We start from the raw sequence: 23,321 nt of genomic DNA on the forward strand, positions 1-23,321 counted from the left end.
CTCAGTTGCTCGGCCCGCGCAGGCTCTCGATCTCGCGATCGAGCATGTGCGAGCTGTCGGTCACGATCCGCTCGACATTGGCGAGCCGGTCCTTGATCGAGCCCAGTTCGGCACGGAGCTGGGCGTTCTCCTGGCTCAGGAGCTTGATCCGCTCCATCGCCGCGTCGTCATTCTTCGGATAGACCGCCTGGCCCCAGGCCCCGTCGAGCGGATAGCCATGCTTGATGCGGAGCCAGGTGGTGAACACCCATCCTGCGACCACCAGAGCACCGACGATCAGGGCTACCGGGGCGAAGGCTGCGAAGGGAAAGCTCATCTCGTCACTCCTCAGCGCAGGCTGTCGATCTCGCGGGCGACCCGCTCGGCGGGATCGGTAGCGATCCGCTCGAGCACTGCGATCCGCTCTTCGAGGCGGCTGATCTGGCCGGTCAGACGCTCATTCTCGGTCGAGAGGAGTGCGATCTTGCGATCGGCCTCCAGGTCCTCGCGGCTCTGGCCCCGGAAGCTCCGGCGGCCGCGGCGGCCTTCCTCGTCCTCGAGCGGGTAGCCATGCTTGGCACGGACCCAGGTCTTGAAGGCTCCCGATGCCATCACCGCAGCGACGATCAGCACCGGTACCAGCCAACTCAACTCCCTCATGTCTTCCTCCCTGTGGACTTACCTGGCGATTGGCTCAGCGCAGGCTGTCGATCTCATCGGCGAGCCGGGTGTTGCGGCTCGTATAGTACATCTCGATATCGGCCAGGCGGCGATCGATGTCGCGGAACTTCGAGCGGACCTCGGCGGTCGAGCGCGTCGGGTTCGAGCGGACACCCTGCCAGAACTTGGCTTCCTCAGGGCCCTGGTAGAGCCCGTAGGGCTTTGCCGGGGCCAGCCAGGCGATCAGCATGTAGGCGATCAGGCCCATCGGGAAGGTGCTGAAGGTGACCAGCACCATGCCGAGGCGAAGCCAGATGACGTCGATCCCGGTGTAGTCGGCCAGCCCCGAGCAGACGCCCAGCCACTTGCCATTTGCCTTGTCGAGGTAGAATTTCGTGCGGCTCGACATGATCAGTTCCTCCGCGAGATGTCGTAGGGGCTCTGTTCCGGACGGGCGTCGCGGACAGGGCGGAAATCGGGGTTGTCGGCGGCGATGATCCGCTCGACAGTGAGCAGGCGCTCCTCAAGCAGGCGTGCAGTGTAGTGCAGCTCGTCGAGCAGCTTCTCGTCCTCGTTGGTGATCGTCCCGGACTGCTTCCACTTGGTGATATAGTGCATGATCACCCAGGGGAGCCCGATGAAGAGCATTCCGACGATGACGATCGGAAGGAAGACTTCCTCCATCGCTTAGGCTCCCTTGTTGAGGCGGGCCTTCAGGGCCTCGAGCTCGGCATCCACCTTCTCCGACGAGCGGAGTTCGGCGATTTCCTCGTCGAGCGTCTTGGGCGCGGCGCCCAGGCCGGCTGCTTCCGCGCGGCCCTCGGCGAAGTCTACCCGGCGCTCAAGGACATCGAAGCGCGAGAAGGCATCCTGCACCCGCGAGCCGTTGGTGATCTCGCGCAGGCGCACCCGGTTGCTGGCGCTTTCCAGCCGCGTGACGATCGAGTTCTGGCGGGCGCGGGCCTCGCGCAGCTTGGTCTGGAGCTTGTTGATGTCCTCTTCCGAAGCCTTGAGCGCTTCGTCGAGCACTGCAATCTCCTCGTTCAGCTGGTCGCACATGTCGGCGGCCTTCTGCTTTTCGACGAGCGCGGCCTTGGCCAGGTCCTCGCGGCCCTTGGAGAGCGCCAGCTCCGCCTTCTCGGTCCAGCTCTCCTGGAGCTTTTCCAGCTTGGCGATGTGGCGGCGCATTTCCTTCTGGTCCGCGATGGTGCGGGCCGCGGAAGCGCGGACCTCGACCAGCGTTTCCTCCATCTCGAGGATGATCATGCGGATCATCTTCGCGGGATCTTCCGCCTTGTCGAGCAGGTCGGTGACGTTGGCGGCAATGATGTCGCGGGTTCGAGAGAAGATACCCATTTCGTCGTTACTCCTTCGTGTTCTGTTTCCCGGCGGGAGGGGTCTAGGGGGTGACCCCTCCCGTCAGGTTTCCGCTCGCGAGGGGAAGCGAGCGGGAGACCCTGTTCTTAGGCCGTCACCAGGCCGGCCGTGCCGACCATGATGATCAGGCTGGCGGCTACCGAAAGTGCCACCGAGAAGAAGGCGTTGCGGTAGTAGGCGGCGTTGGCGTTCATGTTCCTGTTTCCCTGAACCTTGGTGTTTATCCAGGCCCGTCAGCGGGCTTGCCATATGCTTTGCAGGGGGCGTGCCAATTTCCGAAAACCGCAGAAATCTGCCGTTTTTGCCGTTCATAAGGCATTCAGGTGGCGGATTTAACTTGCCAAGTGTTGGGAAAATACACCAAGGATTTGGCATGGAGCGCATAACCCAGGTCATCGGCCAATCCTCGGCATTCCTTGATGCGCTGGAGCGTGCCAGTCGCGCCGCCGCGCTCGATCGCCCGGTGCTGGTGATCGGCGAGCGCGGTACCGGCAAGGAACTGGTCGCCGAGCGTCTCCACCGCCTGTCCCCGCGCTGGGACCAGCCGCTGGTGACGATGAACTGCGCGGCGCTGCCCGAGACGCTGATCGAGGCCGAGCTGTTCGGCCATGAGGCCGGCGCCTTTACCGGTGCGACCAAGGCGCGGATCGGCCGCTTCGAGGAAGCGCATCGCGGTACCTTGTTCCTGGACGAATTGGGCACGCTGTCGATGGGCGCGCAGGAGCGGCTGCTGCGCGCGGTTGAATATGGCGAAATCACCCGGATCGGATCGTCGCGGCCGGTGACGGTCGATGTCCGCATCGTGGCGGCGACCAACGAGCATCTGCCCGAGCGGGTCAACAAGGGTAGTTTCCGCGCCGATCTGCTCGACCGGCTGAGCTTCGAGGTGGTCACCCTGCCGCCGCTTCGGCACCGGGGCGGGGACGTGGAGGTGCTGGCGGATTTCTACGGCCGGCGCATGGCGAGCGAGATCGGCTGGGTCGACTGGCCGGGCTGGGGACCGCACGCGCTCGACATCCTCACCAATTACGACTGGCCCGGCAATGTCCGCGAGCTGCGCAACGTCGTCGAGCGTGCGGTCTATCGCTGGGAACAGGACGGGCCGATCGACGCGATCGAGATCGACCCCTTCCAGTCGCCCTATCGCCTGCGCACGATGCAGGGGAGCGCTTCGAGCGCGACAACGCCTGTCGCGGCGGCGGCGGCGCCGGTGGTGCTCGAGGAGCAGCCGGCGGCACTTTCGGGCGCGACCGATTTCAAGGGTCGGGTGGCGCGGTTCGAGAAGGAGCTGCTCCAGCGCGCGCTCGCCGATCACCGCTTCAACCAGCGGGCGACGGCGGAGGCGCTGGGGCTTACCTATGACCAGCTGCGCCACGCGCTGAAGCGGCATGAACTGCTGCAGGTGGGCGGGTAATTTCCCCTTCGTCAACCCCGCGAAGGCGGGGATTCAGGATAACAAAGCGACGTCCTGTGTGACTCTGGATCCCGCTTTCGCGGGGATGACGGAGTAAATATTACGTACGAAAATCAAGCTATTGATTAGCGTTTGCAATAGTAATTCTGCCAATCGCGCCCGATCGAAATTTTCATTTGCGCGACGCAACGATTTTTCCGCGACAGCGATGAATTTTGCGGGTTAGGGGAGGGACCGCATCGCCCGGCGGTTCGTTGCCCGGGTGAACCCCCTGGTGAACCTGGAGAGACCAAATGGCCTTCGAACTTCCCCCGCTTCCCTTCGACAAGGACGTGCTGGCGCCGCACATGTCGGCCGAGACGCTCGAGTTTCACCACGGCAAGCATCACAAGGCCTATGTCGACAAGACCAACGGCTTCATCGCCGAGAAGGGCCTAGAGGGCCGCAAGCTCAGCGAAGTGATCGCGCACGCCAAGGAAACCGGCGACAAGGGCCTGTTCAACAACTCGGCCCAGATCTGGAACCACAGCTTCTTCTGGCAGGGCCTGACCGGCGAGAAGACCGCGCCGAGCGGCAAGCTCGCCGAGCTGATCGCTTCGCAGTACGGTTCGACCGACGAGCTCGTGAAGAAGCTGGTAGCTGAATCGACCGCGCACTTCTCGAACGGCTGGGGCTGGCTGGTGCTCGACGGCGACCAGCTCAAGGTCACCTCGCTGCACGACGCCGATACGCCGGTGGTCTATGAGGGCATGAAGCCGCTGCTCACGATCGACGTGTGGGAGCATGCCTACTACATCGACTATCGCAACCTGCGTCCGAAGTATCTCGAGACGATCACCGCGAACATCATCAACTGGGACTTCGTGTCGCAGAATCTCGACGGCGCCGGCGTGGGCCGGGCTGACCAGGACAGCTGATCTTCGCGACAAGCGTTCAGAAAGGGGCGTCCGAGCGATCGGGCGCCCCTTTTCATTTGCCGGCCTATTTGCGCTCGAAGAAGTCGACCGCCTCCTGCGCTGCCTTGTCGTACGCGGCCAGCGCCCGCATCGCATGGGCGCGATCGCCGCCGTTGCGGGTGGTGAGGAAATAGTCCTCATAGTTCGAGAAGGCCTTGCGGCAGAGCAGGTCGCGCTGGGCGTCTCGATCACCGGACTGGAGACGGAAGGTCCGCCAGTTCTCCCACATATAACCAACGCAGGCGGGCTCTCCCATCAGCCAGTCGAGCTTGCCCTGGTGCGCGGCGGCGATGCGGGCGGTGAGGTCGGGAGCGGCCGGGGCGGCGGCGGCATAGGCGCCGTCCTTGATACCCTTTTCGATCTCGTCGGCCGAGCGCAGCATCTCGGCGATGTCCTCGGGCGGAAGCTGCCCTTTCATCTGTGCCGCGGTGGCGCGCATCTGGGCGACCATGTCGCGCATCTGCTGCGAATTGTCCTGGGCATGGGCGACGGCCGGCGTCGACATCGCCAGCAGCACGCCAAGTGCGAGTAACCGCATGGTGTTCATTTCCCGATCCGTGGAAGATGGCGGCGCGCATAGGGATATATGCATATGTATGCATAGAACTTTACTGGCGAGAGCTATGCCGTATCGGCAACGCAACGGATAAGGACATGGTTTATCACGGTTTCCCGGGCATTCACCCGGCATTCAACTTGCGCCGTCGATCGTGTCGGGAACGGGAGAAGCCTCATGCGTCGCGATCTGATCCTTGCCCCTGTGCTGCTGCTTGCCGCTCCTGCCTCCGCGCAGATCTGGGGAGGGCCGAGCCTGAAGGGGCCTTCGGGTGGTTCGATGAGCCAGGACCGGAGTGCGGCTGAGACTGCCAAGATTCGTAGCGATATTCGGGATGGGCGGAGCGGCGGGCAGCTTACGCGGCGCGAGGCGAAGCAGTTGCGGCGTGAGGCCTATCAGATTGATACGCTGGAGGAGCGGTTTGCCGCTGGCGGGTTGAGCCCATCCGAGGAGGCGGAGTTGTTCGCGCGGCGTGAGGCCCTGCGGAATGATGTCGTGGCCAAACGGTCCGGCCAACGGAAATAGCCTCCCTGCTTCGTCATCCCCGCCTGCGCGGGGATGACGAAGCAGGGAGGCCTCAAGCCTCGCCGTACAATTCCCGCTGGGAGCGCTCCAGTTCCTCGGCATAGCGGCGGCGGGCGTGGCGCTCGGTGATCAGGCCGATGACATTGCCTTCGCGATCGACCACGGCGAGATCGTCCGCCGCGACGCGGTCGAACATCTCCAGTACCTCACCGATCCCCATTTCCGGTGACAGCTTCGCCTGGGGCAGGCGGGCGAGGGTGCCGATTTCGGCGACCGGTTCGACTTCGGGCGACCAGGCGGCGGCGGTCTCGACGATGCCGGCATAGCGGCCCTTCACGTCGAGCAGCACGACCCGCGTTGTCGAGCCGAGCGGGAAGCGCTCGCGAAAGGCGGAGACGCTCGAATAGGCGGGTATCTGCGGCACGTCGCGGCGCATCATCTGGACGGCGGTGAGCGCGCGCATCCAGCCCACGTCGCGGCCGCTGCGCAGCGTCTCGCCGCGCAGGTGGAGGCGCCAGGTGGAGAAATTATAGCCGAAGGTCGAGCGCGCCACGGTCGAGGCAATCAGCGTGGCGGCGAGCGCGACGCCGGTGATGCTGAAATCATGGGTCACTTCGAGGACCAGCAGCGACATGGTCATCGGCCCACCGACCACGGCGACGGCAAGCGCCGCCATGCCGACCACGGTGGCATCGTCGGGCGCCAGCACGTGCAGGCCGGGCACCTGTGCGAGCATCACCTGGTAGAGCCGCCCGACCAGTGAGCCGAGGAACAGCGAGGCGAAGAACAGGCCGCCGCGAAAGCCGAAACCGAGCGATATCGCCGAGGCGAGCATCTTGAGCAGGATCGTCAGGGCGAGGCCGGCGATCGTCACTTCGGCCATCAGGTTGAGGTTGAGTGCGCCGTGACCGCCGGACAGCGCCTGGGGCGAGATCATCGCCAGCGGCACCAGCAGCAGCCCGCCGACCAGCGGCGCCCAGTGCATCGGCAGCTTCGAGCGATGCACCGCGTGCTCGACCAGCGAGACCAGTCGCATCAGGACGATGCCGAGCCCGGCGCAGAGTACGCCCAGCACCCCGTAGAGGATATAGTCGGCGGTCCCGATCGGATGCATGCCGCCCGCCGCGATCACATAGGGCGTCATGCCAAGCCCTCGTGCCAGCACTGCGGCGGACAGTGCGGCGAGCATCACCGGGGCAACCGTGGCCGGGCTATAGGCGCCGAGCACGACTTCGAAAGCGTAGAAGGCGCCGGTTAGCGGTGCGCCGAACGCCGCGCTCACCGCCGCGCCCGCGCCGGCGGCCATCAACGTGCGCAGGTCGCCACGGCGCAGCTTCACCTTCTGGCCGAGCAGCGAGGCGAGGCCACCGCCTGCCTGGGCATAGGCGGCCTCAAGCCCCACCGAGGCGCCGAAGCTGTTGGAGAGCAGGGTCGTGCCGACCACGGTGGCGGTGTCGCGCGCCGGGATGCGGCCGCCGTGCAGCGCATTGGCTTCGACGATGTCGACCGCCTTGCGTCGGCGCAGGAACCACAGGACCAGCCCGAGCAGTGCGCCGCCGACGGGCAGGGAGACCAGGCGCCAGGGCTCGATCTGACTGGCGGCGCTCAGATGCTCGCCCTGTGCCAGGCCGAACAACAGCCGCTGGGTGCCGCGGGCGAGCTGGCCGAGCGCGATCGCGCTGGCGCCCGCACCAATCCCGACGAGCATCGAGAGCGCAAGGAACCACAGCGAATTGGTGCGCACCTGGCGCCGCAGCCAGTTGGTGGCGCGCACTGCGCGATAGAGGTTGCTCGACACCGCCGCTTACTCCTGTGGCGGGATCGGCGCCTCCTCGGGCTTCTCGAGCTGCAGGCCGTGCTTGAGCAGCAGCGGGATGTTGAGCATCGCGAATAAGAGCGTGACCGGAATCATGATCCAGGTCTTGAAGAATACCCACTGGTCCCAGCTGACGAAGTGGCGAACGACTTCGTTGACCACCGCGGCGGCGAGGAAGAACAGCGCCCAGTTGATCGTCAGCAGCCGCCAGCCGCGCGCCGAAAGCCCGGGATAGGCCTGTTCGAGCAGCATCTGGAGCAGCGGCTTGTCGGCGATCACGCCGTAGCCGAGTACCACGGCGAACATCGCATAGATGATCGTCGGCTTGATCTGGATGAAGGTCTGGTCATGGAAATAGAGGGTGAGCCCGCCGAACAGCAGTACGAACGCGGCGGTGATCCACAGCATCGGCGAGACGTGACGGGTCTTCCACCAGCTCAGCACGATCGCCGCCGCCATCGCGACCATAAATGCCACGGTCGCCGCGAACACGCGGGCGAGCACCGGGCCCTGGGCGATCGCATTGACGCCGAAGAACACCGCGAGCGGGCCGTAATCGATCAGCATCCGAACGCCGGGCGAGGCGGCCTGTTTCTCAGCCATTGGTAAGCTCCTCCACGCCCGCGATGATGCGCGCCACTTCCTGCGCATTGAACGGACGCAGATCGTCCACCTTCTCGCCTACGCCGATCGCATGGATCGGCAGACCGTATTTCTCCGCTGCCGCGACCAGCACGCCGCCGCGTGCGGTGCCGTCGAGCTTGGTCATCACCAGCCCGGTGACCCCGGCGACTTCCTTGAACACTTCGATCTGGTTGAGCGCGTTCTGGCCGGTGGTGGCATCGAGCACCAGTACCACGTCGTGCGGCGCCGCCGGATTGAGGCGGCCGAGCACGCGGCGGATCTTGGCCAGTTCGTCCATCAGCTCGGTCTTGTTCTGCAGGCGGCCGGCGGTATCGACGATCAGCACATCGGTGCCGATCTCGGTCGCCTTCTTCACTGCCTCGAACACGATGCCGGCGGCATCGCCGCCCTCGGCGCCCGAGACGATCGGCACGCCGATCCGCTCCGCCCAGGTGCGAAGCTGGCCGATCGCAGCGGCGCGGAACGTGTCACCTGCGGCGAGCATCACCGAATAATCCTGCTCCATCAGCAGGTTGGCAAGCTTGGCGATCGTCGTGGTCTTGCCCGATCCGTTGACGCCGATGACCAGGATCACCTGCGGACGCGGGAAAGCCTCGATCTCCAGCTTCTTCGCGACCGGCTCCAATGCCTTGGCGACTTCGTCGGCCACGATGAGGCGGATGCCCAGCTCCTCCATGTTGCGCTCGAACTGGCCGTCGGCGAGCCGCTGACGCACGCGCGCGGCAGTGGCGGGGCCGAGGTCCGAGGCGATCAGCGCTTCCTCGATCTCGTCCAGCGTCGCGTCGTCGAGCCGGGCCAGACCGAGGCCGGCGAGGTTGCCGATCAGCCGGTCGGAAGTCTTGCGGAAGCCGCCGAGAAGGCGCTCGTGCCAGCTGGGGCCGCTCATGCGATCAGCTTCCCGTCCCGGACATCCACGATCTTGACGCTCACAATCTCTCCGACTTCATGGGGGGCGAGGCGAACCTCGGCGAAATTGCCGGCATGGCCCCGCTCTCCGGGGCGCTCTACCAGCACTTGTTGGGTGCTGCCTACCAGGCTTTGCAGCCAATTGTCCCTGACGCGTGCGGCTTCGGCGCGCAGGCGGGCGGCGCGGGCCTTCACCACTTCGGGCTCGACCAGTGGCATCCTGGCCGCGGGGGTGCCGGCGCGGGGCGAATAGGGGAAGATGTGCGCGTGGACGATGTCGCACTCCGCGACCAGCGCCAGGGTGTTCTCGAACATTTCCTCGGTTTCGGTCGGGAAGCCGGCGATCAGGTCGGCGCCGATCGCGATGTCCGGTCGGGCAGCGCGCAGCTGCTCGGCCAGCGCGACCGACTGGGCGCGGCTGTGGCGGCGCTTCATGCGCTTCAGGATCATGTCGTCGCCCGCCTGCAGCGAGAGATGGACGTGCGGCATCAGGCGTGGCTCCCCGGTGAGCAGGGCAAACAACCGGTCGTCGACTTCGATCCCGTCGAGCGAGGAAAGCCGCAGGCGCTGTAGCCCGGGAACGTGCGTCAGGATGCGCTCGACGAGCTGGCCCAGGCTCGGGGTGCCGGGCAGGTCGGGGCCGTAGCTGGTCAGGTCCACGCCGGTCAGCACGACCTCGGCATGGCTTTCGGCAAGCTGGGCGACGCGGTCGATCACGGCGCCGGCGGGCACCGAGCGGCTGTTGCCGCGGCCATAGGGGATCGCGCAGAAGGTGCAGCGATGGTCGCAGCCATTCTGCACCTCGACGAACGCGCGGGCATGGGTGGAGAAGCTCGCGGCGAGATGCGGCGCGGTCTCCCGCACCGCCATGATGTCCTGCACCAGCACCGGCTCGGGGGCGGCCCAGGCTTTGCCATCCAGCTTCTCGGCATTGCCGATCACCCGGTCGACCTCGGGCATCGCGGCAAAGGCCTGGGGATCGATCTGCGCCGCGCAGCCCGTCACCACCAGCTCGGCGCCCGGCCGCTCGCGGCGCGCGCGCCGGATCGCCTGGCGCGTCTGCTTGACGGCCTCGTTGGTCACCGCGCAACTGTTGATCACGACAGTGTCACGATCCGTCAGCAGCGCGCGGATCGTTTCGCTCTCGGCGAGGTTGAGTCGGCAGCCCAGGCTGATGACGTGAGGGGATGACATTTGACCGGTGATCTAGGCGCAGCGACCCTGGATGTCCACGCGAAGGCCCGCGAAGTGACGGGCTTCTGGTTCGCGCTAACGCCCGAGCAGCATTTCGCCCGCTCGGAAAAGCTCGATGCGGAGATCAAGGCGCGCTTCGGCCCGTTGCGCGATCTCGTGCTGGGATCGGGTGCGGCGGGCTGGCGCGACGATCCCGAAACCGTGCTCGCGGCGATCATCCTGCTCGACCAGTTCAGCCGCAACCTCCACCGCGACAGCGCCGAGGCCTATGCCGCCGATCCGCTGGCCCTGCAGCTGGCGCTGGAGGCGATCAACCGAGGCTGGGAGGTGGCGATGACGGCGGAGGAGCGCCAGTTTCTTTACCTGCCGCTCGAGCATGCCGAGGACCCGGCGATGCAGGCGCTGAGCGTCGAGAAGTTCGGCTCGCTGGGCGACGCGTACATTCTCGATTTCGCGCAGAAGCATGCGGAGGTGATCGCCAGGTTCGGGCGCTTTCCCAGCCGGAATGCCGTGCTGGGGCGGGAATCGACCGCGGAAGAGCGGGCGTTTCTCAGCGAGGAGGGTTCGGGCTGGTAGGGCGCCGCAAAATATCAACCGTCACCCTGAACGTGCTTCAGGGTCCAGCGCTCCACGGTCACTATCCCATGCGGCTCCCTAGATGCTGAAACAAGTTCAGCATGACTAACCGGGCTCAGCCCGCCAGCCTCTGCCCCGAATCCGGCGCTTCCGGCGTGCCCGAGCCGCTGCCCGGGTGGATCAGGCGGCGCTCGGCGAGCAATCGCCGCACGCCGCTCACCGAGAGCGGCTTGCCATAATACCAGCCCTGCGCCTTGGCGCAGCCGGCGGCCCGCAGCCGCTCCTCGATCGCGGCGTCTTCCACGCCCTCGGCGGTGATTGGCAGGTTCAGGCTCTCGCCCAGGCTGATGATCGCGTTGACGATCGCTGCCGAATCCGCGCTCGAGTTGAGCGAGATGATGAAGCTCTTGTCGATCTTGATCCGGTCGAAGGGCAGGGCGCGCAGGTGGGCCAGCGACGAATAGCCGGTGCCGAAATCGTCGAGCGCCAGCCGGGCGCCCTGGTTCTTGAGGCTGCCGACGATCGACTGCGCCAGTGCGAGATTGTCGAACAGCGCGCTCTCGGTGATCTCCACTTCCAGCCGGCTCGCCGGGAAGCCGGTCTCGGCCAGCACCTTGATGATCTTCTGCGCCAGCCAGGCGTCGCGCAGCTGCCAGGGTGAGATGTTGATCGACAGGGTGAGCGAGGGATCCCAGTCGCGCGCGGCGAGGAAGGCCTGGCGCATGATCGACAGCGAGAGGTCGGCGATCATGCCGGTCTCCTCCGCGATCGGGATGAAAAGCTCGGGGCTGATCAGCCCGCGCTGCGGATGCTCCCAGCGCGCCAGCACCTCGAAGCCGTGCAGGCGGTTGGTGCTGAGGTCGATCTGCTGCTCGAAATAGGGGACGATCTCGCCGCGCGGGATCGCGGTGCGCAGGCCATTTTCCAGCTCGTTGCGGATCTGGAGCTCGCGTTCCATCGAATGATCGAACCAGGCATAGCGGTTGCGGCCCGATTTCTTGGCCGCATACATCGCGATGTCGGCCGAGCGCATCAGCGCGTCGATGCTCGCGCAGTCGAAGTCGGAGCGGGCGATGCCGAGCGAGCAGGAGATGTGCAGGCGCAGTCCCTCGGCTTCGAAGGGCTGGGCCATGCGGCTGACCAGCCGCTCGGCAATGCGCTCGACGACGGTGGGCTCGGCGGGATCGAACAGGAAGCCGCAGGCGAACTCGTCGCCGCCCAGCCGCGCGGTGAGCGCGATCGGCGGCATGACGTGCGCGATTTCGGCGGCGACGGCGCGGAGCAGCGCGTCGCCCACGGCATGGCCGTGCATGTCGTTGATCGTCTTGAAGTGATCGAGGTCGAGCATCAGCATCGCCATCGCCTTGCGGCGGCGCTGGGCCCGGACGAACATCGCCGCGCCTTCCTCGGCGAGGCTGCGGCGGTTGAGGAAGCCGGTCAGCGGGTCGCGATTGGCGAGCTGCTGGGCGCGTTCCTCGGCGGCGGTGCGGATCAGCACTTCCTGGCTGAGCTCGTTGTGGCGACGCCAGCCGAACAGGATCAGCGCGACGTTGAGCAGCAGCGCGATGACCAGCGTGCGGTCCGCCGGCTCGCCGCCCTCGAAATAGAATTGCAGCGTCTTGGACAGCACCGCGCTGCCGATGCCGACGAACAAAAGGATCGCGGCAACGCTGATCGCGCCCGAAAGCAGGTTCGGGCGCTGGGCGCTTTGCGATACGGCTTGTTCTTCGAAGTCCAGCGGCATGCCGGCGACGATCCCCAACTGTGATCGGGGCGTTTTCTCATGGCCAGGGTATAGAACGGGTTAAGCCCGTGACACCTTCGTGCAATATTTTGCGCCCGTGCCCCGGGCTTGCCTCGCGCGGGCGGATCGGGTAGGGGCCGCCGCGACCGTTCTCTTTGAACGCGAGACATTTGCCACCCCAAGGGGTGACGCCGGCCGACGAGGTTTCGTCCGCCGGCGTGTTTTGCGTTTGGTGATTCGCGGTCGGGAATTGGAGTGTCTGGGTTCATGTTCGAAAGTCTGAGCGAACGGCTGGGTGGCGTATTCGATCGCCTGCGTGGTCGTGGCGCGCTGACCGAAGCCGATGTCCGCACCGCCATGCGCGAAGTGCGGATCGCCCTGCTGGAGGCCGATGTCGCGCTTCCGGTGGCGCGCGACTTCGTCGAGAAGGCGACCGAACAGGCGATCGGCCACGAAGTGCTCCGCTCGGTCACGCCGGGCCAGCAGGTGGTCAAGATCGTCCACGACACGCTCGTGGACATGCTCGGTCCGGACACGGCCGAGCTCAACATCGCCGTCACTCCGCCCGCCGTCATCATGCTCGTGGGTCTCCAGGGCTCGGGCAAGACGACGACCACCGCCAAGCTGTCCAGGCTGCTCAAGAGCCAGGGCAAGAAGGTGATGATGGCGTCGCTGGACGTGAACCGTCCGGCCGCGCAGGAGCAGCTCGCGGTGCTGGGTACCCAGACCGAGGTCTCGACGCTGCCGATCGTCGCCGGCCAGCAGCCGGTCGAGATCGCCAGGCGCGCGCTCAATGCCGCCAAGCTCCAGGGCTATGACGTCCTGATGCTCGATACCGCCGGCCGACTGCACGTCGACCAGGCGCTGATGGACGAGATGAAGGCGGTGGCGGACATCGCCACGCCGAACGAGATCCTGCTCGTCGTCGACTCGCTCACCGGTCAGGACGCCGTGAACGTCGCATCGAGCTTCTCCGAGCAGGTGCCGCTCACCGGCGTGATCCTCACCCGCATGGACGGCGATGCCCGTGGCGGCGCGGCGCTGTCGATGCGCGCGGTCACCGGCAAGCCGATCAAGTTCGCCGGCATGGGCGAGAAGCTCGACGCGCTCGAGCCCTTCCATCCCAAGCGCGTTGCCGGCCGCATCCTCGGCATGGGCGACGTCGTCAGCCTCGTCGAGAAGGCGGCGGCTGCGATCCAGGAGGAAGACGCCGAGAAGATGGCGGCGCGGCTGGCCAAGGGCCAGTTCGACATGAACGACCTGCGCAACCAGCTTGCCCAGATGCGCCGCATGGGCGGCCTGGGTGCGCTCGCCGGCATGATGCCGGGCATGAAGAAGGCGCAGGCAGCGGTCGACCAGGTCGGCGGCGACAAGGTGCTGATCCGCATGGACGCGATGATCACCTCGATGACGCCGAAGGAGCGCGCCAAGCCGGACCTGATCAACGCCAAGCGCAAGATCCGCATCGCCAAGGGTTCGGGGACGACCGTGCAGGACGTCAACAAACTCCTGAAGATGCATATGGAAATGCAGACCGCGATGAAGCGGCTGAAGAAGATGGGCGGCCTGAAGGGCATGCTGGGCATGCTCGGCAAGGGTGGCCCCGGCGGCGGCATGGGCGGCATCGGCAACGCGCTGGGTGGCGCCGGGCTGGGCGACATGATGGGCAAGCTGGATGGCCCCGGCGGCGGGCTTCCGGGCCTTGGTGGCCCCGGCGCACCGCAGCTCCCGCCCGGTTTCGAGAATTTGCTCAAGAAGAAGTGATTACCCCGCCCAGCCGTCAGGCGGCGGGGCAGCAACCAAAGCAGATCCGGTCGTGGCCGGGCTGACGAATACGAAGAAGGAAGATTGTAATGGCTATTTCCCTGCGTCTGTCGCGCGGCGGCTCGAAGAAGCGTCCGTACTACCGCATCGTCGTTGCGGACGCCCGTTCGCCCCGCGACGGCAAGTTCATCGAGAAGATCGGCACCTACAACCCGCTCCTCGCCAAGGACGATGCCAAGCGCGTCGTGCTCGACGGTGAGCGCGCCAAGTACTGGCTGGGCGTCGGCGCGCAGCCGACCGATCGTGTCGCTCGCTTCCTCGACGCCGCCGGCCTGAAGGAGCGCGCTGCGCGCAGCAACCCGAACAAGGGCAAGCCGGGCGAGAAGGCCGTCGAGCGCGCTGAGGAGCGTGCCGAGAAGATCAAGGCCGCTGAGGAAGCCGCTGCCGAGGCGAAGGCTGCCGAGGCCGCTGCCGCCGCTGCTCCGGCCGAGGACACGCAGGCTGAGGCCGAAGCCGTGATCGCGGCCGAGGTCGAGGCTGCCACCGAGGAGCCGACCGCGGAAGCCGAGCAGGTCGCCGAGGCGACCGCCGAAGAGACCCCGCCGGCAGAGGCATAAGCCTTGTCGAGCGATCAGCCCGTCACGCTTGCCGTCGTCATTGGTGCGCACGGCGTGACGGGCGAGGTCCGCCTGAAGGTCTTCGCCGAGGACCTGTCTACGCACCGCCAGTTCAATGGCGGTGCGCTGACACTCAAATCGGTACGCGGCGGGCCCAACGGCACGATCGCGCGCTTCGCGGAGGTTGCTGACCGCAATGCGGCCGAGGCCCTGCGTGGCACCGAGCTGCGCGTGCCGCGCTCGGCACTGCCCCCGCTGGGCGAGGGCGAATATTATCATGTCGACCTGCTGGGCCTCCCTGCCGTCTCCGATGCAGGAGAAGTGCTGGGCAAGGTCGTTGCGATCGACGATTTCGGCGCGGGCGACGTGATCGAGATCGAACGGCCAGCCGACAAGAATGGCAAGGCCAAGCGCTTCATGGTGCCGATGAACGTTGCGGCGGTGCCCGAATGGGATGCCGAGCGGCTGGTGGTGAGCACCGCCTTCGTCGAATGACGAAGATCGCCGTCCTTTCCGACATTCACGGCAACTTGCCGGCCCTGATCGCGACCGTCACCGGTGCCGAGGCCCGCGGCTGCACACGCTTCCTCAACCTGGGTGACATATTGTCAGGCCCGCTCTGGCCGGCGGAGACCGCTGCCTGGCTGATGGCGCGCGACTGGCCGACCATCGCCGGCAATCACGAGCGCCAGGTCCTCACCGATCCGCCCGAGCGAATGAACGCGTCCGATGCCTTTACCAGGGCGGCGCTGGGTCCCGAGGCGCTGGCCTGGATGGCGGACCTGCCCGAGACTTTGGCGCTGGATGGCATGTTCCTCTGCCACGGCACGCCGACAAGTGACGTGTCTCCGCTCACCGATACGCTTGAAGGTGAGACGCTGCGTGTCGCCAGCGAGGCCGAACTCACCGCGCGGCTGGGCGGGCAGGGGGCCTTGCTCACCCTGTGCGGCCATACCCATGTCCCGCGCCTGCTCGCGCTTTCCGATGGGCGCCGCGTGCTGAACCCCGGCAGCGTCGGGCTGCAGGCCTATGACGACGATCATCCGCGGCCCTACCGCGTCGAGAATGGCGATCCGCTGGCGCGTTATGCGGTGATCGATGGCGAGGCGATCAGCCTTCACACGGTCGCCTATGACCACCTTGCCGCTGCGCGAAAGGCGGAGGTGGAAGGGCGCTCAGACTGGGCGATCGCACTGGCGACGGGACGGATGTGCTGAATCCCTGGCAGCTCCCCGGCTTTCGCCAGGGAAGCATGTAGCTCAAGCGCACGAGTGACGCGTCCCGGTTGGCCAGCTATCGTCCCGGCAAATATCGGGGGAAGCACATGAACTGGTTCGGCACCGCACTCACCGCAGCCGCATTCTGTAGCTTGGCGGCACCCGCGGCGGCGCAGACGAAAGCCACTGCGTTGCAGCCGCAGTTCGAAGCGATCGACCGCCAGGTCGAGAACTTCCAGCGCGACACGCCGACGCCCGGCCTGGTCTATGGCATCGTTGCCGAGGGCAAGCTCGTCCATGTCCGCGGCTTCGGCGTGCAGGACGTCGTCACCAGGCGCCCGGTCACGCCCGATACGCTGTTCCGCATCGCGTCGATGACCAAAGCCTTCACCGCGCTCTCGATCCTGGCGCTGCGCGATGCAGGCAAGCTTTCGCTCGACGACTATGCCGAGAAATATGTGCCCGAGATGCGTGCCTGGAAATACCCGACCAGCGACAGTCCGCGCATCCGGATCCGTGACCTGCTCTCGCACGTCGCCGGCTTCGTCACCGACGATCCCTGGGGCGATCGCCAGACGCCGATGCCCGAAGCGGAGTTCACCAGACTCCTCCAGACCGGTGTGCCTTTCAGCCGGGTGCCCGATACGGCACATGAATATTCGAACTTCGGCTATGCGCTGCTCGGCCACATCGTCGCGAACGTCTGGGGCATGCCCTATCGCAGCTATGTCGAGCGCATGATCCTCAAGCCGCTCGGCATGACTTCCAGTGGCTTCGAAGTGAGCGAATGGCCGATCGAGCGGCGTGCGATCGGCTATCGCTTCGAGAAGGGGGCGTGGACGGAAGAGCCGACCATGCGCAACGGCGCCTTCGGTCCGATGGGTGGGCTGCAGGTTAGTGCGAACGACTATGCCAAGTGGATCGCCTTCCTGCTCTCCGCCTGGCCGCCGCGCGACGGGCCGGACGCAGGACCGGTAAAGCGTGCCACGGTGCGCGAACTGGCGCAGGGGCTGAACTTCGTGCGGATGACGCCGCGCTACGGCGCCACCGCCAAGACCGGCTGCATGCAGGGCACCGCCTATGGCAAGGGCCTGCGGGTCTCGCAGGATTGCGAGCTCGGCATGATGCTGCACCATGGCGGCGGCTATCCCGGCTATGGATCGCACATGCTGCTGGTGCCGGAGGCGGGGGTGGGGATCTTCGTCTTCACCAACCGCACCTATACCGGCGCGGCGGGCATCGCCTGGGACGCGATGTTCGGGCTCGACAAGGCCGGTGCTCTGGCCTTCTCCGAGACCCCGCTTAGCCCCGACCTCGCTGCTGCGCTCGATACCGCACGCGCGATCTATGCCGCCGGAGACGTGGCGGTTGCCCGATCATCGCTGGCGATGAACTTCCTCATGGACCGCTCCGCTGCCGACTGGAGGAGTGACCTCGCCGCACTTCGTACGCAGCTCGGTGCCTGCACCGGCAAGGGCGAGCCGCCACATCCCACCGGCCGGCTCTCCGGCGCGTTCCGCTGGCAGTGCGACAAGGGCATGCTCGACGGCACGATCCTGCTCGCGCCGACCACGCCGAGCACGATCCAGTCGCTGAAGCTCACACCCGTGCCGAAGCCTTGACAAATTAAACCTACCATGTTAGTAGGAATTTAGATGAGCAAGGCCCCTGGTCTGTCTCGAGCCCCTACCGACCACCCGGTCTGGACGGCGCTTTCCCATTACAGCATCGGCCCCGAGGACGCGGCGCTCAGCTTCGCCGGGCGGCTGGCGCGCGAGAATGGCTGGAGCCCTGCCGAGGCGGAACGGGTGATCGAGGAGTATAAGCGCTTCTGCTTCCTCGCGGTGACGGCGGAGCATCCGGTCACCCCGTCGGACCAGGTCGACCAGGCCTGGCACCTGCACCTCACCTATACCCGGGATTACTGGGAGCGCTTCTGCCCCCAGGTGCTCGGCCGCCCACTCCATCACGGCCCTACGGCCGGCGGGCGCGAGGAGGGGCATCGCTACTTCACCCAATATGCCGAGACGCTGCGCAGCTACGAGCACGTCTTCGGCACGCCGCCCGCGGATCTGTGGCCCGACGCGGGGCGGCGCCTGTTGCTGGACCACAAAGCGCGCCGCGTGCATCCGCGCGACGCATTTATCGTGCCCCGGAGGCCATTCCGGATCGCGCTGCCGGTAGCGTTTGCGGCGCTCTTCCTGCTGGTCCTATGGGCCTTTCTGAGGAGCTAGGACTTTATGTCGCTCGGACCCTTCGACCTTACCGGCGGGCCGTTTCTCATCCTCTATGGCGCCCTGCTGGTAGTCACCATCATCGCCGGTTTCACCATAGCGCGCTGGCTCCGGCCCGAGGGCCGCACCCCGCGCAACATCGATGCCGACCATCTCGCCTTTCTGGCCGGCGGCAGCACCCGCCTTGCCGAGACCGTCGCCGCCCGGCTGCTCGCCAGCCGTCAGCTCGTGATGGACGGCAAGGATCGCTACACGCCCGGCCATCTCGGTGGCTCGACGCCGATGGAACGCAGCGTGCTGGCGCTGCCCGACAGCTCGAGCTGGGGCCGGGTCGCCGGAGCGATCGGCAAGCATGCCGACGCCATTCGCCAGCGGCTGATTTCCGACCAGCTGCTGATCGGCACCGGCGAGGCGCTCCAGCTGCGCTTCTTCCAGACCTTGCCCTACTTACTGCTGCTCGGCTTCGGCTACACCAAGCTGCTGATCGGCGAGGCGCGGGGCAGGCCGGTCGGCTATCTCACGCTCTTCCTGGTCCTCACGGCGATCCTGGCCTTCATCCGCTTCGCCGCGCTCGACCGGCGCACCCGCGCCGGGCAGGAAGTCCTGGCCGAGGCGCGCGAACGCCATGAACGTCTCCGCCGGGCACCGGCCGGCGGGGAGGCCGATCTGGGCGTGGCGCTGTTCGGCACGGTGGTGCTGGTCGGCTCGGACTGGGGCGGCTTCCACCAGGCTCGGGCGGCAAGCTCGGGCGGCGATGGCGGGAGTGGCAGCAGTGGCGGCGACGGCGGTGGCAGCAGCGGCTGCGGCGGTGGCGGCTGCGGCGGGTGCGGCAGCTAGCGCCGGATCGGCTTCTGCTCGGCCAGCAGGTTGCGGATGGTGGTGGCGGCGACGCCGGCCTCACCCATCGCATGGCTGATCTGGTCGAGTCCCCGTGCCACGTCCCCGGCCGCGAACAGTCCGGGGACGCTGGTGCGTTGATGATCGTCCACCTCCAGGCAGCCATTCTCATCCGCCCGCGCGCCGACCTGGATCGCAAGGCCTGAGCGGATCACCGATCCCAGCGCGGGGTAGAGGGTGTCGAAGTCCTTGCGTCCCTCGGCCGTATCGAGCGCGATCTGCTCGCCTTCGATCGCATAGCCGCCGCATGGCCCCTCGATCCGGGCGATCCCCGCCTCGTCGAGCAGCGTCACTTCCTCGTCCGACAGCGCATGTGCTTCCGGAGCGATCAGCGTCACGTCCGCGCTGTAGCCGCGCAGGAACAGCGCTTCGGCCATGCCGTGGCTGCCGGTGCCGATCACGCCGACCCGCTTGTCGGTCACTTCATAGCCGTCGCAGATCGGGCAATAGCGCAGCAGTCCGCGGGCCAGCGCCGTGTCGTGCAGCTCGTTCGGCATGTCCGGCCGGTTGTTCACCACGCCGGTCGCGAGCAGCACGGTGCGCGCGGCATGCTCCCGCTCGCCGACGCGCACGCCGAATCCGCCCTCGATCAGCCTTAGTCCTTCGACTTCGGCAAGTTCGCGCACTGCGCCATATTTCTCCGCCTGCGCCAGCATGCGGGCGAGCAACTCCTTGCCCGAGATGCCTTCGGGATACCCGGCATGGTTGCGCGTGCAGGGGATCTGCGCCGCCCGGCTCGATCCGCAATCGAACAGCCGGATGCCGAGATGGAACCGCGCCAGATAGATCGCCGCGGTGAGGCCGGCAGGGCCACCGCCGATGATGATGCAATCGTCCACTTGCCAATCGCGCTCCCGGAGGGGAAAGGCTCCCATGCCTTTCGCTGCAACCGTTCTAACGCTTTACCCCGAGATGTTTCCCGGGCCGCTCGGCATATCGCTCGCCGGGCGCGGCCTGCGCGAAGGGCTGTGGAGCATGGAAGCCGTCCAGATCCGCGACTTCGCGACCGACAAGCATCGCTCGGTCGACGACACGCCGGCCGGGGGCGGAGCCGGGATGGTGATGCGGGTGGACGTGCTCGCCGCCGCGCTCGACAGCGTGGCGCCTGGTCGGCCGATCCTCGCCATGACGCCGCGCGGCAAGCCACTCACTCAGGACCGGGTTCGCCAGATCGCAGAGGGCCCTGGCGCAGTGGTAATCTGCGGCCGGTTCGAAGGGATGGACGAGCGGCTGTTCGAAGCGCGCGAGATCGAGCAGGTCTCGATCGGCGACTATATCCTGTCCGGCGGCGAGATGGCGGCGCTCACCATGCTTGACGCTTGCATTCGCCTCATTCCCGGAGTAATGGGCGCGCCTTCCAGCGGCATGGACGAGAGCTTCGAAACGGGGCTGCTCGAATATCCGCAATATACCCGACCTGTTGAATGGGAAGGGCGCACGATCCCCGAAGTGCTGCGATCGGGGGATCATGCGAAGATCGAGGCCTGGCGTAGAAGCCGTGCCGAGACCGACACACGGCTACGGAGGCCGGACCTTTGGGAGCGCCATGAGGGCGCTCGGGTCCAACCTCCCTCTGGCGCGCGGCGACGAAAACAGGACGACAAGAAATGAACCTGATCCAGAAGCTCGAAGCCGAGCAGATCGCCAAGTTCAACGAGGCGAAGAAGATTCCGGAGTTCCGCCCGGGCGACACCCTCAAGGTCGGCGTGAAGGTCGTCGAAGGCGAGCGCACCCGCGTGCAGAACTATGAGGGCGTGTGCATCGCCCGTGCCAACAAGGGCATGGGTTCGAGCTTCACCGTCCGCAAGATCTCGTTCGGTGAGGGCGTCGAGCGCGTCTTCCCGCTCTATTCGCCGAACATCGACAGCATCGAGGTGGTTCGCCGCGGTGTCGTGCGTCGCGCGAAGCTCTATTACCTGCGTGGCCGCACCGGCAAGTCGGCGCGTATCGCCGAGCGTCGCGATCCGCGTCCGACCGAGGTCGCAGCCGCCGAGTAAGCTTCGGCTTCCACGGATACGAAAAGGGCGCGGTGGCGATGGCTACCGCGCCCTTTTTCATTTCCGGCGTCGTGATAGCCAGCGGACAAGCGCACCGATCGCGTCGAACAGCGCGCGTCGATGCTCCACCCATTCGCGGCCGTAGAAATCATCCATCGCCGCCGCCTTCCCGGACGCGCCGCCAGATGGAATAGGCGGTCGTCCCGTTGCCCGAAGCGCTGGCCGGCACGGCATAGCGCAGCAGCCCGTCCTGCAGCGCATAGTCGCGCACCTGGCGCCGGCCCTCCCAGTTCGGGAAGGAAGCGCCCTCGACATCGAAGACGAGCTGCTTCGCGGCGGCATCGATGCGGACGCGGCCGAAATGGGTGCTCGATCCCAGCGCTGCGGCGCGGAACTCCTCGGGTGTCCCGCGCGCCTTATCGCCGGTGGCGAAGGCCGGGCGGTCGCGCCGGAAGATCTGCAGGCTGTAGCGTCCTGCGGAGTCGACGATCAGCAGCCCCAGCGGATGCTCGCCATAATTGGTCACCCGCCGCCCGTCGGCGAGGATTTCATAGGCAGAATCCATCACCCAGGTGCCGGCCAGGCTCGACGCCTCGTCTGTCACGCGCGCGTCTCCGCTGCCCGCCGCGGCGACCATGCCGGCGGCGAGGATGAGTTGTTTCACCATCTCTCGTTTCTCCATGTAACCTGTCGAATAGGTTACAAGGGTGTATTGCGGTGACGCTTGTAACCTGTCAATGGGGTTTCATGGACATGCGGGAATTCGATGACGGCGAGTTGCGCGAAGGTTTTCACTTCCGGGGCGGGCATCCCGCACTCGATCTGGTGGCGACGGTAACGGGGCGTCTGAAGCCGGCGCAGCGCGAGCTGCTGGCCGAGGCCGATGATCTGGCACGCTGGCTGGTCGCGGCGGGTTTCGCCGGATCGCCGCTCGCTGCAACGCCCGGGGATCTGGAGCGGGCGCGAGCACTCCGCGAGGCGATCCACGCAATCGTCGACGCGCGGCTGGCTGGTGGAGAGGGCACTCCGGCCGACATCGCCGAGGTCAATGTCGCGGCCGCCGGGGTGCCCGCTATTCCGCAGATCGGAGAGGGCGGCCGCGTGCGGTTGCAGGGCGGCGCATCCGCGCTGCTCGCCACGCTGGCGGGGGAGGCAGCCCTGCTGCTCGGCGGCGATCAGGCCTCGCGCATCCGTCGCTGCGAGGCGGACGGATGCGCGATGCTGTTCCTCGATACTTCGCGCGGCGGCGAGCGCCGCTGGTGCTCGATGAAGCGCTGCGGCAACAAGGCCAAGGTCGCCGAGTTCCGGCGGCGGAAGCAGGGCGGGGAGGCTTAGTCCACCGCCTGCAGCAGGTCGCGAAGCTTCTTCGTCGTGTCGTGGCCGCGCAGCACCGAGGTGTAGCATTCGCGGACCACGCCCATCGCGCCCGGCGACATGCGCTCGTCCTTGATTACGCGGTCGAATTCTTCCTTCAGATAATCCTCGCCACGCTCGATCTCGCTCAGGATCGCGGCATCGCCGCCTCCGAGCACGCGGCGGAAATCCTCCACCCTCCGGTGGATCGTCGCCGCCGTCGAGCCATATTCGGCCGGCGTGCCGCCCAGTTCGCGGCTTTTGGCGGACAGCGCGTCGATCACCCGGCGGCGCTCGTCGGCCATGTCCTCGAAGAACTGGACGAAGCGGCCGGCATCGGCGTGCTTGGCCGAATGTTCATAGCCGCGCACACTGTCGATGGTGGTGACGATCAGGTCGTCGAGCTTGGACACGTCATGGTTGGTGGTCACGCGGGCTCTCCTTGTAAACTGGTAGCGAAGAGAACCCCGCGCACCGCCCGCGGGTTGCCGAAAATGAAGGTTAGCCAGACATTTACGCGTAGCTGACGATCTCGAATTCGGTGCCGTCATGGTCGAGGAAGTAGAAGCGCCGCCCAGGATCATAGTCGGCATGGGCGAACGGGATCAGCCCGGCCTTCACCACCCGCCGTTCGATTTCGTCGAGATCATCGACCAGGATGCCGACATGGTTGAGCGGCCGGCCCTTCTCGAAGGTCGCCTGGTCGGGCGTCTCGGGCGGGGTGTAGACCGCGAGATAGGTGCGCTCGTCGCCGACATGGATGGTGCGCCCGCCGTCGCGTGCCGGGCCTTCCCAGCGGACATGCCAGTCGAACAGGTCGCCAAGCAATTTCGCGGCGCGCTCGGGACTGCGCACGGTGACATTCACATGCTCGATATAGGGCTGGGACATGGA

At 66.5% G+C, this 23,321-nt stretch carries 29 protein-coding genes; 14 read left to right on the forward strand and 15 right to left on the reverse strand.

Annotation, left to right across the window (positions count from 1 at the left end):
* Position 1: 1 nt before the first annotated feature.
* Genes AAHM44_RS15605 through pspA form a run of 5 tightly spaced genes read right to left on the reverse strand, consistent with a single transcriptional unit; the run spans position 2 to position 1,995 of the window.
* The gene (locus AAHM44_RS15605; RefSeq protein ID WP_269574901.1) at positions 2 to 316 is read right to left on the reverse strand and encodes a hypothetical protein; all 315 of its coding nucleotides are present in this window, start codon (positions 314 to 316) and stop codon (positions 2 to 4) included.
* Positions 317 to 327: 11 nt separating this feature from the next.
* Positions 328 to 639: a hypothetical protein gene (locus AAHM44_RS15610; RefSeq protein WP_446745996.1), complete on the reverse strand. Its 312-nt coding sequence runs from the start codon at positions 637 to 639 to the stop codon at positions 328 to 330.
* A gap of 34 nt (positions 640 to 673) precedes the next feature.
* The gene (gene pspC / locus AAHM44_RS15615) at positions 674 to 1,051 is read right to left on the reverse strand and encodes an envelope stress response membrane protein PspC (RefSeq protein ID WP_184168326.1); all 378 of its coding nucleotides are present in this window, start codon (positions 1,049 to 1,051) and stop codon (positions 674 to 676) included.
* Positions 1,051 to 1,323, reverse strand: coding sequence for an envelope stress response membrane protein PspB (pspB, locus tag AAHM44_RS15620; RefSeq protein ID WP_183994719.1), 273 nt, complete (start codon positions 1,321 to 1,323; stop codon positions 1,051 to 1,053). Before pspB ends, pspC begins: the two co-directional genes overlap by 1 nt.
* 3 nt (positions 1,324 to 1,326) lie before the next feature.
* Positions 1,327 to 1,995 (reverse strand): phage shock protein PspA, encoded by a 669-nt coding sequence (pspA, locus tag AAHM44_RS15625; RefSeq protein WP_184167390.1) that lies wholly within the window; start codon positions 1,993 to 1,995, stop codon positions 1,327 to 1,329.
* 394 nt (positions 1,996 to 2,389) lie between these two features.
* Between pspA and pspF the strand changes: the two genes are divergently transcribed.
* Both pspF and AAHM44_RS15635 read left to right on the forward strand, forming a co-directional pair.
* The gene (gene pspF, locus AAHM44_RS15630; protein WP_342250561.1) at positions 2,390 to 3,430 is read left to right on the forward strand and encodes a phage shock protein operon transcriptional activator; all 1,041 of its coding nucleotides are present in this window, start codon (positions 2,390 to 2,392) and stop codon (positions 3,428 to 3,430) included.
* A gap of 293 nt (positions 3,431 to 3,723) precedes the next feature.
* A complete protein-coding gene (locus AAHM44_RS15635; RefSeq protein WP_342250562.1) occupies positions 3,724 to 4,347 on the forward strand; it encodes a superoxide dismutase in 624 nt (207 codons plus the stop codon).
* Positions 4,348 to 4,411: 64 nt separating this feature from the next.
* Here AAHM44_RS15635 and AAHM44_RS15640 read toward each other — a convergent pair whose 3' ends face one another.
* Complete coding sequence (locus AAHM44_RS15640; protein ID WP_342250563.1) at positions 4,412 to 4,933, reverse strand: hypothetical protein; 522 nt, start codon at positions 4,931 to 4,933, stop codon at positions 4,412 to 4,414.
* A 186-nt stretch (positions 4,934 to 5,119) separates the two neighbouring features.
* Between AAHM44_RS15640 and AAHM44_RS15645 the strand changes: the two genes are divergently transcribed.
* Positions 5,120 to 5,467 carry a hypothetical protein gene (locus AAHM44_RS15645; RefSeq protein WP_342250564.1) on the forward strand — a complete coding sequence of 116 codons (348 nt, stop codon included), beginning with the start codon at positions 5,120 to 5,122 and terminating at the stop codon, positions 5,465 to 5,467.
* A gap of 52 nt (positions 5,468 to 5,519) precedes the next feature.
* Here AAHM44_RS15645 and AAHM44_RS15650 read toward each other — a convergent pair whose 3' ends face one another.
* Genes AAHM44_RS15650 through mtaB form a run of 4 tightly spaced genes read right to left on the reverse strand, consistent with a single transcriptional unit; the run spans position 5,520 to position 10,028 of the window.
* Entirely contained in the window at positions 5,520 to 7,265 is a 1,746-nt protein-coding gene (locus AAHM44_RS15650) for a chloride channel protein (protein WP_269574905.1), read from the reverse strand.
* Positions 7,266 to 7,271: 6 nt separating this feature from the next.
* A complete protein-coding gene (locus AAHM44_RS15655) occupies positions 7,272 to 7,886 on the reverse strand; it encodes an inner membrane-spanning protein YciB (RefSeq protein ID WP_342250565.1) in 615 nt (204 codons plus the stop codon).
* Complete coding sequence (gene ftsY, locus AAHM44_RS15660) at positions 7,879 to 8,814, reverse strand: signal recognition particle-docking protein FtsY (protein WP_184167379.1); 936 nt, start codon at positions 8,812 to 8,814, stop codon at positions 7,879 to 7,881. The genes AAHM44_RS15655 and ftsY overlap by 8 nt, the downstream gene beginning before the upstream one ends.
* The gene (mtaB, locus tag AAHM44_RS15665) at positions 8,811 to 10,028 is read right to left on the reverse strand and encodes a tRNA (N(6)-L-threonylcarbamoyladenosine(37)-C(2))-methylthiotransferase MtaB (RefSeq protein WP_342250566.1); all 1,218 of its coding nucleotides are present in this window, start codon (positions 10,026 to 10,028) and stop codon (positions 8,811 to 8,813) included. The genes ftsY and mtaB overlap by 4 nt, the downstream gene beginning before the upstream one ends.
* Between mtaB and AAHM44_RS15670 the strand changes: the two genes are divergently transcribed.
* Positions 10,029 to 10,604, forward strand: coding sequence for a DUF924 family protein (locus AAHM44_RS15670; RefSeq protein WP_269574908.1), 576 nt, complete (start codon positions 10,029 to 10,031; stop codon positions 10,602 to 10,604). It abuts the gene before it with no gap.
* Between the two features lie 115 nt (positions 10,605 to 10,719).
* On the opposite strand, the gene AAHM44_RS15675 is transcribed toward AAHM44_RS15670, so the two are convergent.
* Positions 10,720 to 12,348, reverse strand: a complete 1,629-nt coding sequence (locus AAHM44_RS15675; protein WP_342250583.1) for a putative bifunctional diguanylate cyclase/phosphodiesterase — start codon at positions 12,346 to 12,348, stop codon at positions 10,720 to 10,722.
* A gap of 267 nt (positions 12,349 to 12,615) precedes the next feature.
* Here AAHM44_RS15675 and ffh point away from each other — a divergent pair, with 267 nt between their 5' ends.
* From ffh to AAHM44_RS15710, 7 genes are all read left to right on the forward strand, one after another.
* Positions 12,616 to 14,112: a signal recognition particle protein gene (gene ffh / locus AAHM44_RS15680; RefSeq protein ID WP_184167370.1), complete on the forward strand. Its 1,497-nt coding sequence runs from the start codon at positions 12,616 to 12,618 to the stop codon at positions 14,110 to 14,112.
* 89 nt (positions 14,113 to 14,201) lie between these two features.
* A complete protein-coding gene (rpsP, locus tag AAHM44_RS15685) occupies positions 14,202 to 14,729 on the forward strand; it encodes a 30S ribosomal protein S16 (RefSeq protein ID WP_269574910.1) in 528 nt (175 codons plus the stop codon).
* Between the two features lie 3 nt (positions 14,730 to 14,732).
* Positions 14,733 to 15,224 carry a ribosome maturation factor RimM gene (gene rimM / locus AAHM44_RS15690; RefSeq protein WP_342250567.1) on the forward strand — a complete coding sequence of 164 codons (492 nt, stop codon included), beginning with the start codon at positions 14,733 to 14,735 and terminating at the stop codon, positions 15,222 to 15,224.
* Positions 15,221 to 15,946: a metallophosphoesterase family protein gene (locus AAHM44_RS15695; protein ID WP_342250568.1), complete on the forward strand. Its 726-nt coding sequence runs from the start codon at positions 15,221 to 15,223 to the stop codon at positions 15,944 to 15,946. Before rimM ends, AAHM44_RS15695 begins: the two co-directional genes overlap by 4 nt.
* Before the next feature lie 107 nt (positions 15,947 to 16,053).
* Positions 16,054 to 17,568: a serine hydrolase domain-containing protein gene (locus tag AAHM44_RS15700; RefSeq protein ID WP_342250569.1), complete on the forward strand. Its 1,515-nt coding sequence runs from the start codon at positions 16,054 to 16,056 to the stop codon at positions 17,566 to 17,568.
* A 33-nt stretch (positions 17,569 to 17,601) separates the two neighbouring features.
* Positions 17,602 to 18,180 carry a glycine-rich domain-containing protein gene (locus AAHM44_RS15705; protein ID WP_342250570.1) on the forward strand — a complete coding sequence of 193 codons (579 nt, stop codon included), beginning with the start codon at positions 17,602 to 17,604 and terminating at the stop codon, positions 18,178 to 18,180.
* A 6-nt stretch (positions 18,181 to 18,186) separates the two neighbouring features.
* Complete coding sequence (locus tag AAHM44_RS15710) at positions 18,187 to 19,017, forward strand: TIGR04222 domain-containing membrane protein (RefSeq protein WP_342250571.1); 831 nt, start codon at positions 18,187 to 18,189, stop codon at positions 19,015 to 19,017.
* Here AAHM44_RS15710 and AAHM44_RS15715 read toward each other — a convergent pair.
* Positions 19,014 to 19,916: an NAD(P)/FAD-dependent oxidoreductase gene (locus AAHM44_RS15715; RefSeq protein WP_342250572.1), complete on the reverse strand. Its 903-nt coding sequence runs from the start codon at positions 19,914 to 19,916 to the stop codon at positions 19,014 to 19,016. The genes AAHM44_RS15710 and AAHM44_RS15715 overlap by 4 nt on opposite strands.
* Positions 19,917 to 19,950: 34 nt before the next feature.
* Between AAHM44_RS15715 and trmD the strand changes: the two genes are divergently transcribed.
* A complete protein-coding gene (trmD, locus tag AAHM44_RS15720; RefSeq protein ID WP_342250573.1) occupies positions 19,951 to 20,688 on the forward strand; it encodes a tRNA (guanosine(37)-N1)-methyltransferase TrmD in 738 nt (245 codons plus the stop codon).
* Positions 20,685 to 21,074, forward strand: coding sequence for a 50S ribosomal protein L19 (rplS, locus tag AAHM44_RS15725; protein WP_184167341.1), 390 nt, complete (start codon positions 20,685 to 20,687; stop codon positions 21,072 to 21,074). The genes trmD and rplS overlap by 4 nt, the downstream gene beginning before the upstream one ends.
* Before the next feature lie 148 nt (positions 21,075 to 21,222).
* Here rplS and AAHM44_RS15730 read toward each other — a convergent pair whose 3' ends face one another.
* Complete coding sequence (locus tag AAHM44_RS15730) at positions 21,223 to 21,741, reverse strand: lipocalin-like domain-containing protein (RefSeq protein WP_342250574.1); 519 nt, start codon at positions 21,739 to 21,741, stop codon at positions 21,223 to 21,225.
* A gap of 80 nt (positions 21,742 to 21,821) precedes the next feature.
* On the opposite strand from AAHM44_RS15730, the gene AAHM44_RS15735 reads away from it, so the two are divergent.
* Positions 21,822 to 22,409, forward strand: coding sequence for a CGNR zinc finger domain-containing protein (locus tag AAHM44_RS15735; RefSeq protein WP_342250575.1), 588 nt, complete (start codon positions 21,822 to 21,824; stop codon positions 22,407 to 22,409).
* Here the strand turns inward: AAHM44_RS15735 and AAHM44_RS15740 are convergent.
* Together AAHM44_RS15740 and AAHM44_RS15745 are read right to left on the reverse strand one after the other, a co-directional pair.
* On the reverse strand, positions 22,406 to 22,858 hold the full coding sequence (locus AAHM44_RS15740) for a ferritin-like domain-containing protein (RefSeq protein ID WP_342250576.1): 453 nt from the start codon (positions 22,856 to 22,858) through the stop codon (positions 22,406 to 22,408). The genes AAHM44_RS15735 and AAHM44_RS15740 overlap by 4 nt on opposite strands.
* 82 nt (positions 22,859 to 22,940) lie before the next feature.
* Entirely contained in the window at positions 22,941 to 23,318 is a 378-nt protein-coding gene (locus AAHM44_RS15745; protein ID WP_342250577.1) for a VOC family protein, read from the reverse strand.
* Positions 23,319 to 23,321 lie beyond the last annotated feature (3 nt).

Source organism: Sphingomonas sp. OTU376, from assembly GCF_038440415.1.
In the GTDB taxonomy this organism is placed as follows: domain Bacteria; phylum Pseudomonadota; class Alphaproteobacteria; order Sphingomonadales; family Sphingomonadaceae; genus Sphingomonas; species Sphingomonas kyeonggiensis_A.

Excerpts from the sequence above, each read along its gene's own strand:
- AAHM44_RS15605 (WP_269574901.1), bottom strand. The coding sequence starts at position 316 with ATGAGCTTTCCCTTCGCAGCCTTCGCCCCGGTAGCCCTGATCGTCGGT.
- AAHM44_RS15610 (WP_446745996.1), bottom strand. The coding sequence starts at position 639 with ATGAGGGAGTTGAGTTGGCTGGTACCGGTGCTGATCGTCGCTGCGGTG.
- pspB (WP_183994719.1), bottom strand. The coding sequence starts at position 1,323 with ATGGAGGAAGTCTTCCTTCCGATCGTCATCGTCGGAATGCTCTTCATC.
- pspA (WP_184167390.1), bottom strand. The coding sequence starts at position 1,995 with ATGGGTATCTTCTCTCGAACCCGCGACATCATTGCCGCCAACGTCACC.
- pspF (WP_342250561.1), top strand. The coding sequence starts at position 2,390 with ATGGAGCGCATAACCCAGGTCATCGGCCAATCCTCGGCATTCCTTGAT.
- AAHM44_RS15635 (WP_342250562.1), top strand. The coding sequence starts at position 3,724 with ATGGCCTTCGAACTTCCCCCGCTTCCCTTCGACAAGGACGTGCTGGCG.
- AAHM44_RS15640 (WP_342250563.1), bottom strand. The coding sequence starts at position 4,933 with ATGAACACCATGCGGTTACTCGCACTTGGCGTGCTGCTGGCGATGTCG.
- AAHM44_RS15645 (WP_342250564.1), top strand. The coding sequence starts at position 5,120 with ATGCGTCGCGATCTGATCCTTGCCCCTGTGCTGCTGCTTGCCGCTCCT.
- AAHM44_RS15655 (WP_342250565.1), bottom strand. The coding sequence starts at position 7,886 with ATGGCTGAGAAACAGGCCGCCTCGCCCGGCGTTCGGATGCTGATCGAT.
- ftsY (WP_184167379.1), bottom strand. The coding sequence starts at position 8,814 with ATGAGCGGCCCCAGCTGGCACGAGCGCCTTCTCGGCGGCTTCCGCAAG.
- mtaB (WP_342250566.1), bottom strand. The coding sequence starts at position 10,028 with ATGTCATCCCCTCACGTCATCAGCCTGGGCTGCCGACTCAACCTCGCC.
- AAHM44_RS15675 (WP_342250583.1), bottom strand. The coding sequence starts at position 12,348 with ATGCCGCTGGACTTCGAAGAACAAGCCGTATCGCAAAGCGCCCAGCGC.
- ffh (WP_184167370.1), top strand. The coding sequence starts at position 12,616 with ATGTTCGAAAGTCTGAGCGAACGGCTGGGTGGCGTATTCGATCGCCTG.
- rpsP (WP_269574910.1), top strand. The coding sequence starts at position 14,202 with ATGGCTATTTCCCTGCGTCTGTCGCGCGGCGGCTCGAAGAAGCGTCCG.
- AAHM44_RS15695 (WP_342250568.1), top strand. The coding sequence starts at position 15,221 with ATGACGAAGATCGCCGTCCTTTCCGACATTCACGGCAACTTGCCGGCC.
- AAHM44_RS15700 (WP_342250569.1), top strand. The coding sequence starts at position 16,054 with ATGAACTGGTTCGGCACCGCACTCACCGCAGCCGCATTCTGTAGCTTG.
- AAHM44_RS15705 (WP_342250570.1), top strand. The coding sequence starts at position 17,602 with ATGAGCAAGGCCCCTGGTCTGTCTCGAGCCCCTACCGACCACCCGGTC.
- AAHM44_RS15710 (WP_342250571.1), top strand. The coding sequence starts at position 18,187 with ATGTCGCTCGGACCCTTCGACCTTACCGGCGGGCCGTTTCTCATCCTC.
- trmD (WP_342250573.1), top strand. The coding sequence starts at position 19,951 with ATGCCTTTCGCTGCAACCGTTCTAACGCTTTACCCCGAGATGTTTCCC.
- rplS (WP_184167341.1), top strand. The coding sequence starts at position 20,685 with ATGAACCTGATCCAGAAGCTCGAAGCCGAGCAGATCGCCAAGTTCAAC.
- AAHM44_RS15730 (WP_342250574.1), bottom strand. The coding sequence starts at position 21,741 with ATGGTGAAACAACTCATCCTCGCCGCCGGCATGGTCGCCGCGGCGGGC.
- AAHM44_RS15735 (WP_342250575.1), top strand. The coding sequence starts at position 21,822 with ATGGACATGCGGGAATTCGATGACGGCGAGTTGCGCGAAGGTTTTCAC.
- AAHM44_RS15745 (WP_342250577.1), bottom strand. The coding sequence starts at position 23,318 with ATGTCCCAGCCCTATATCGAGCATGTGAATGTCACCGTGCGCAGTCCC.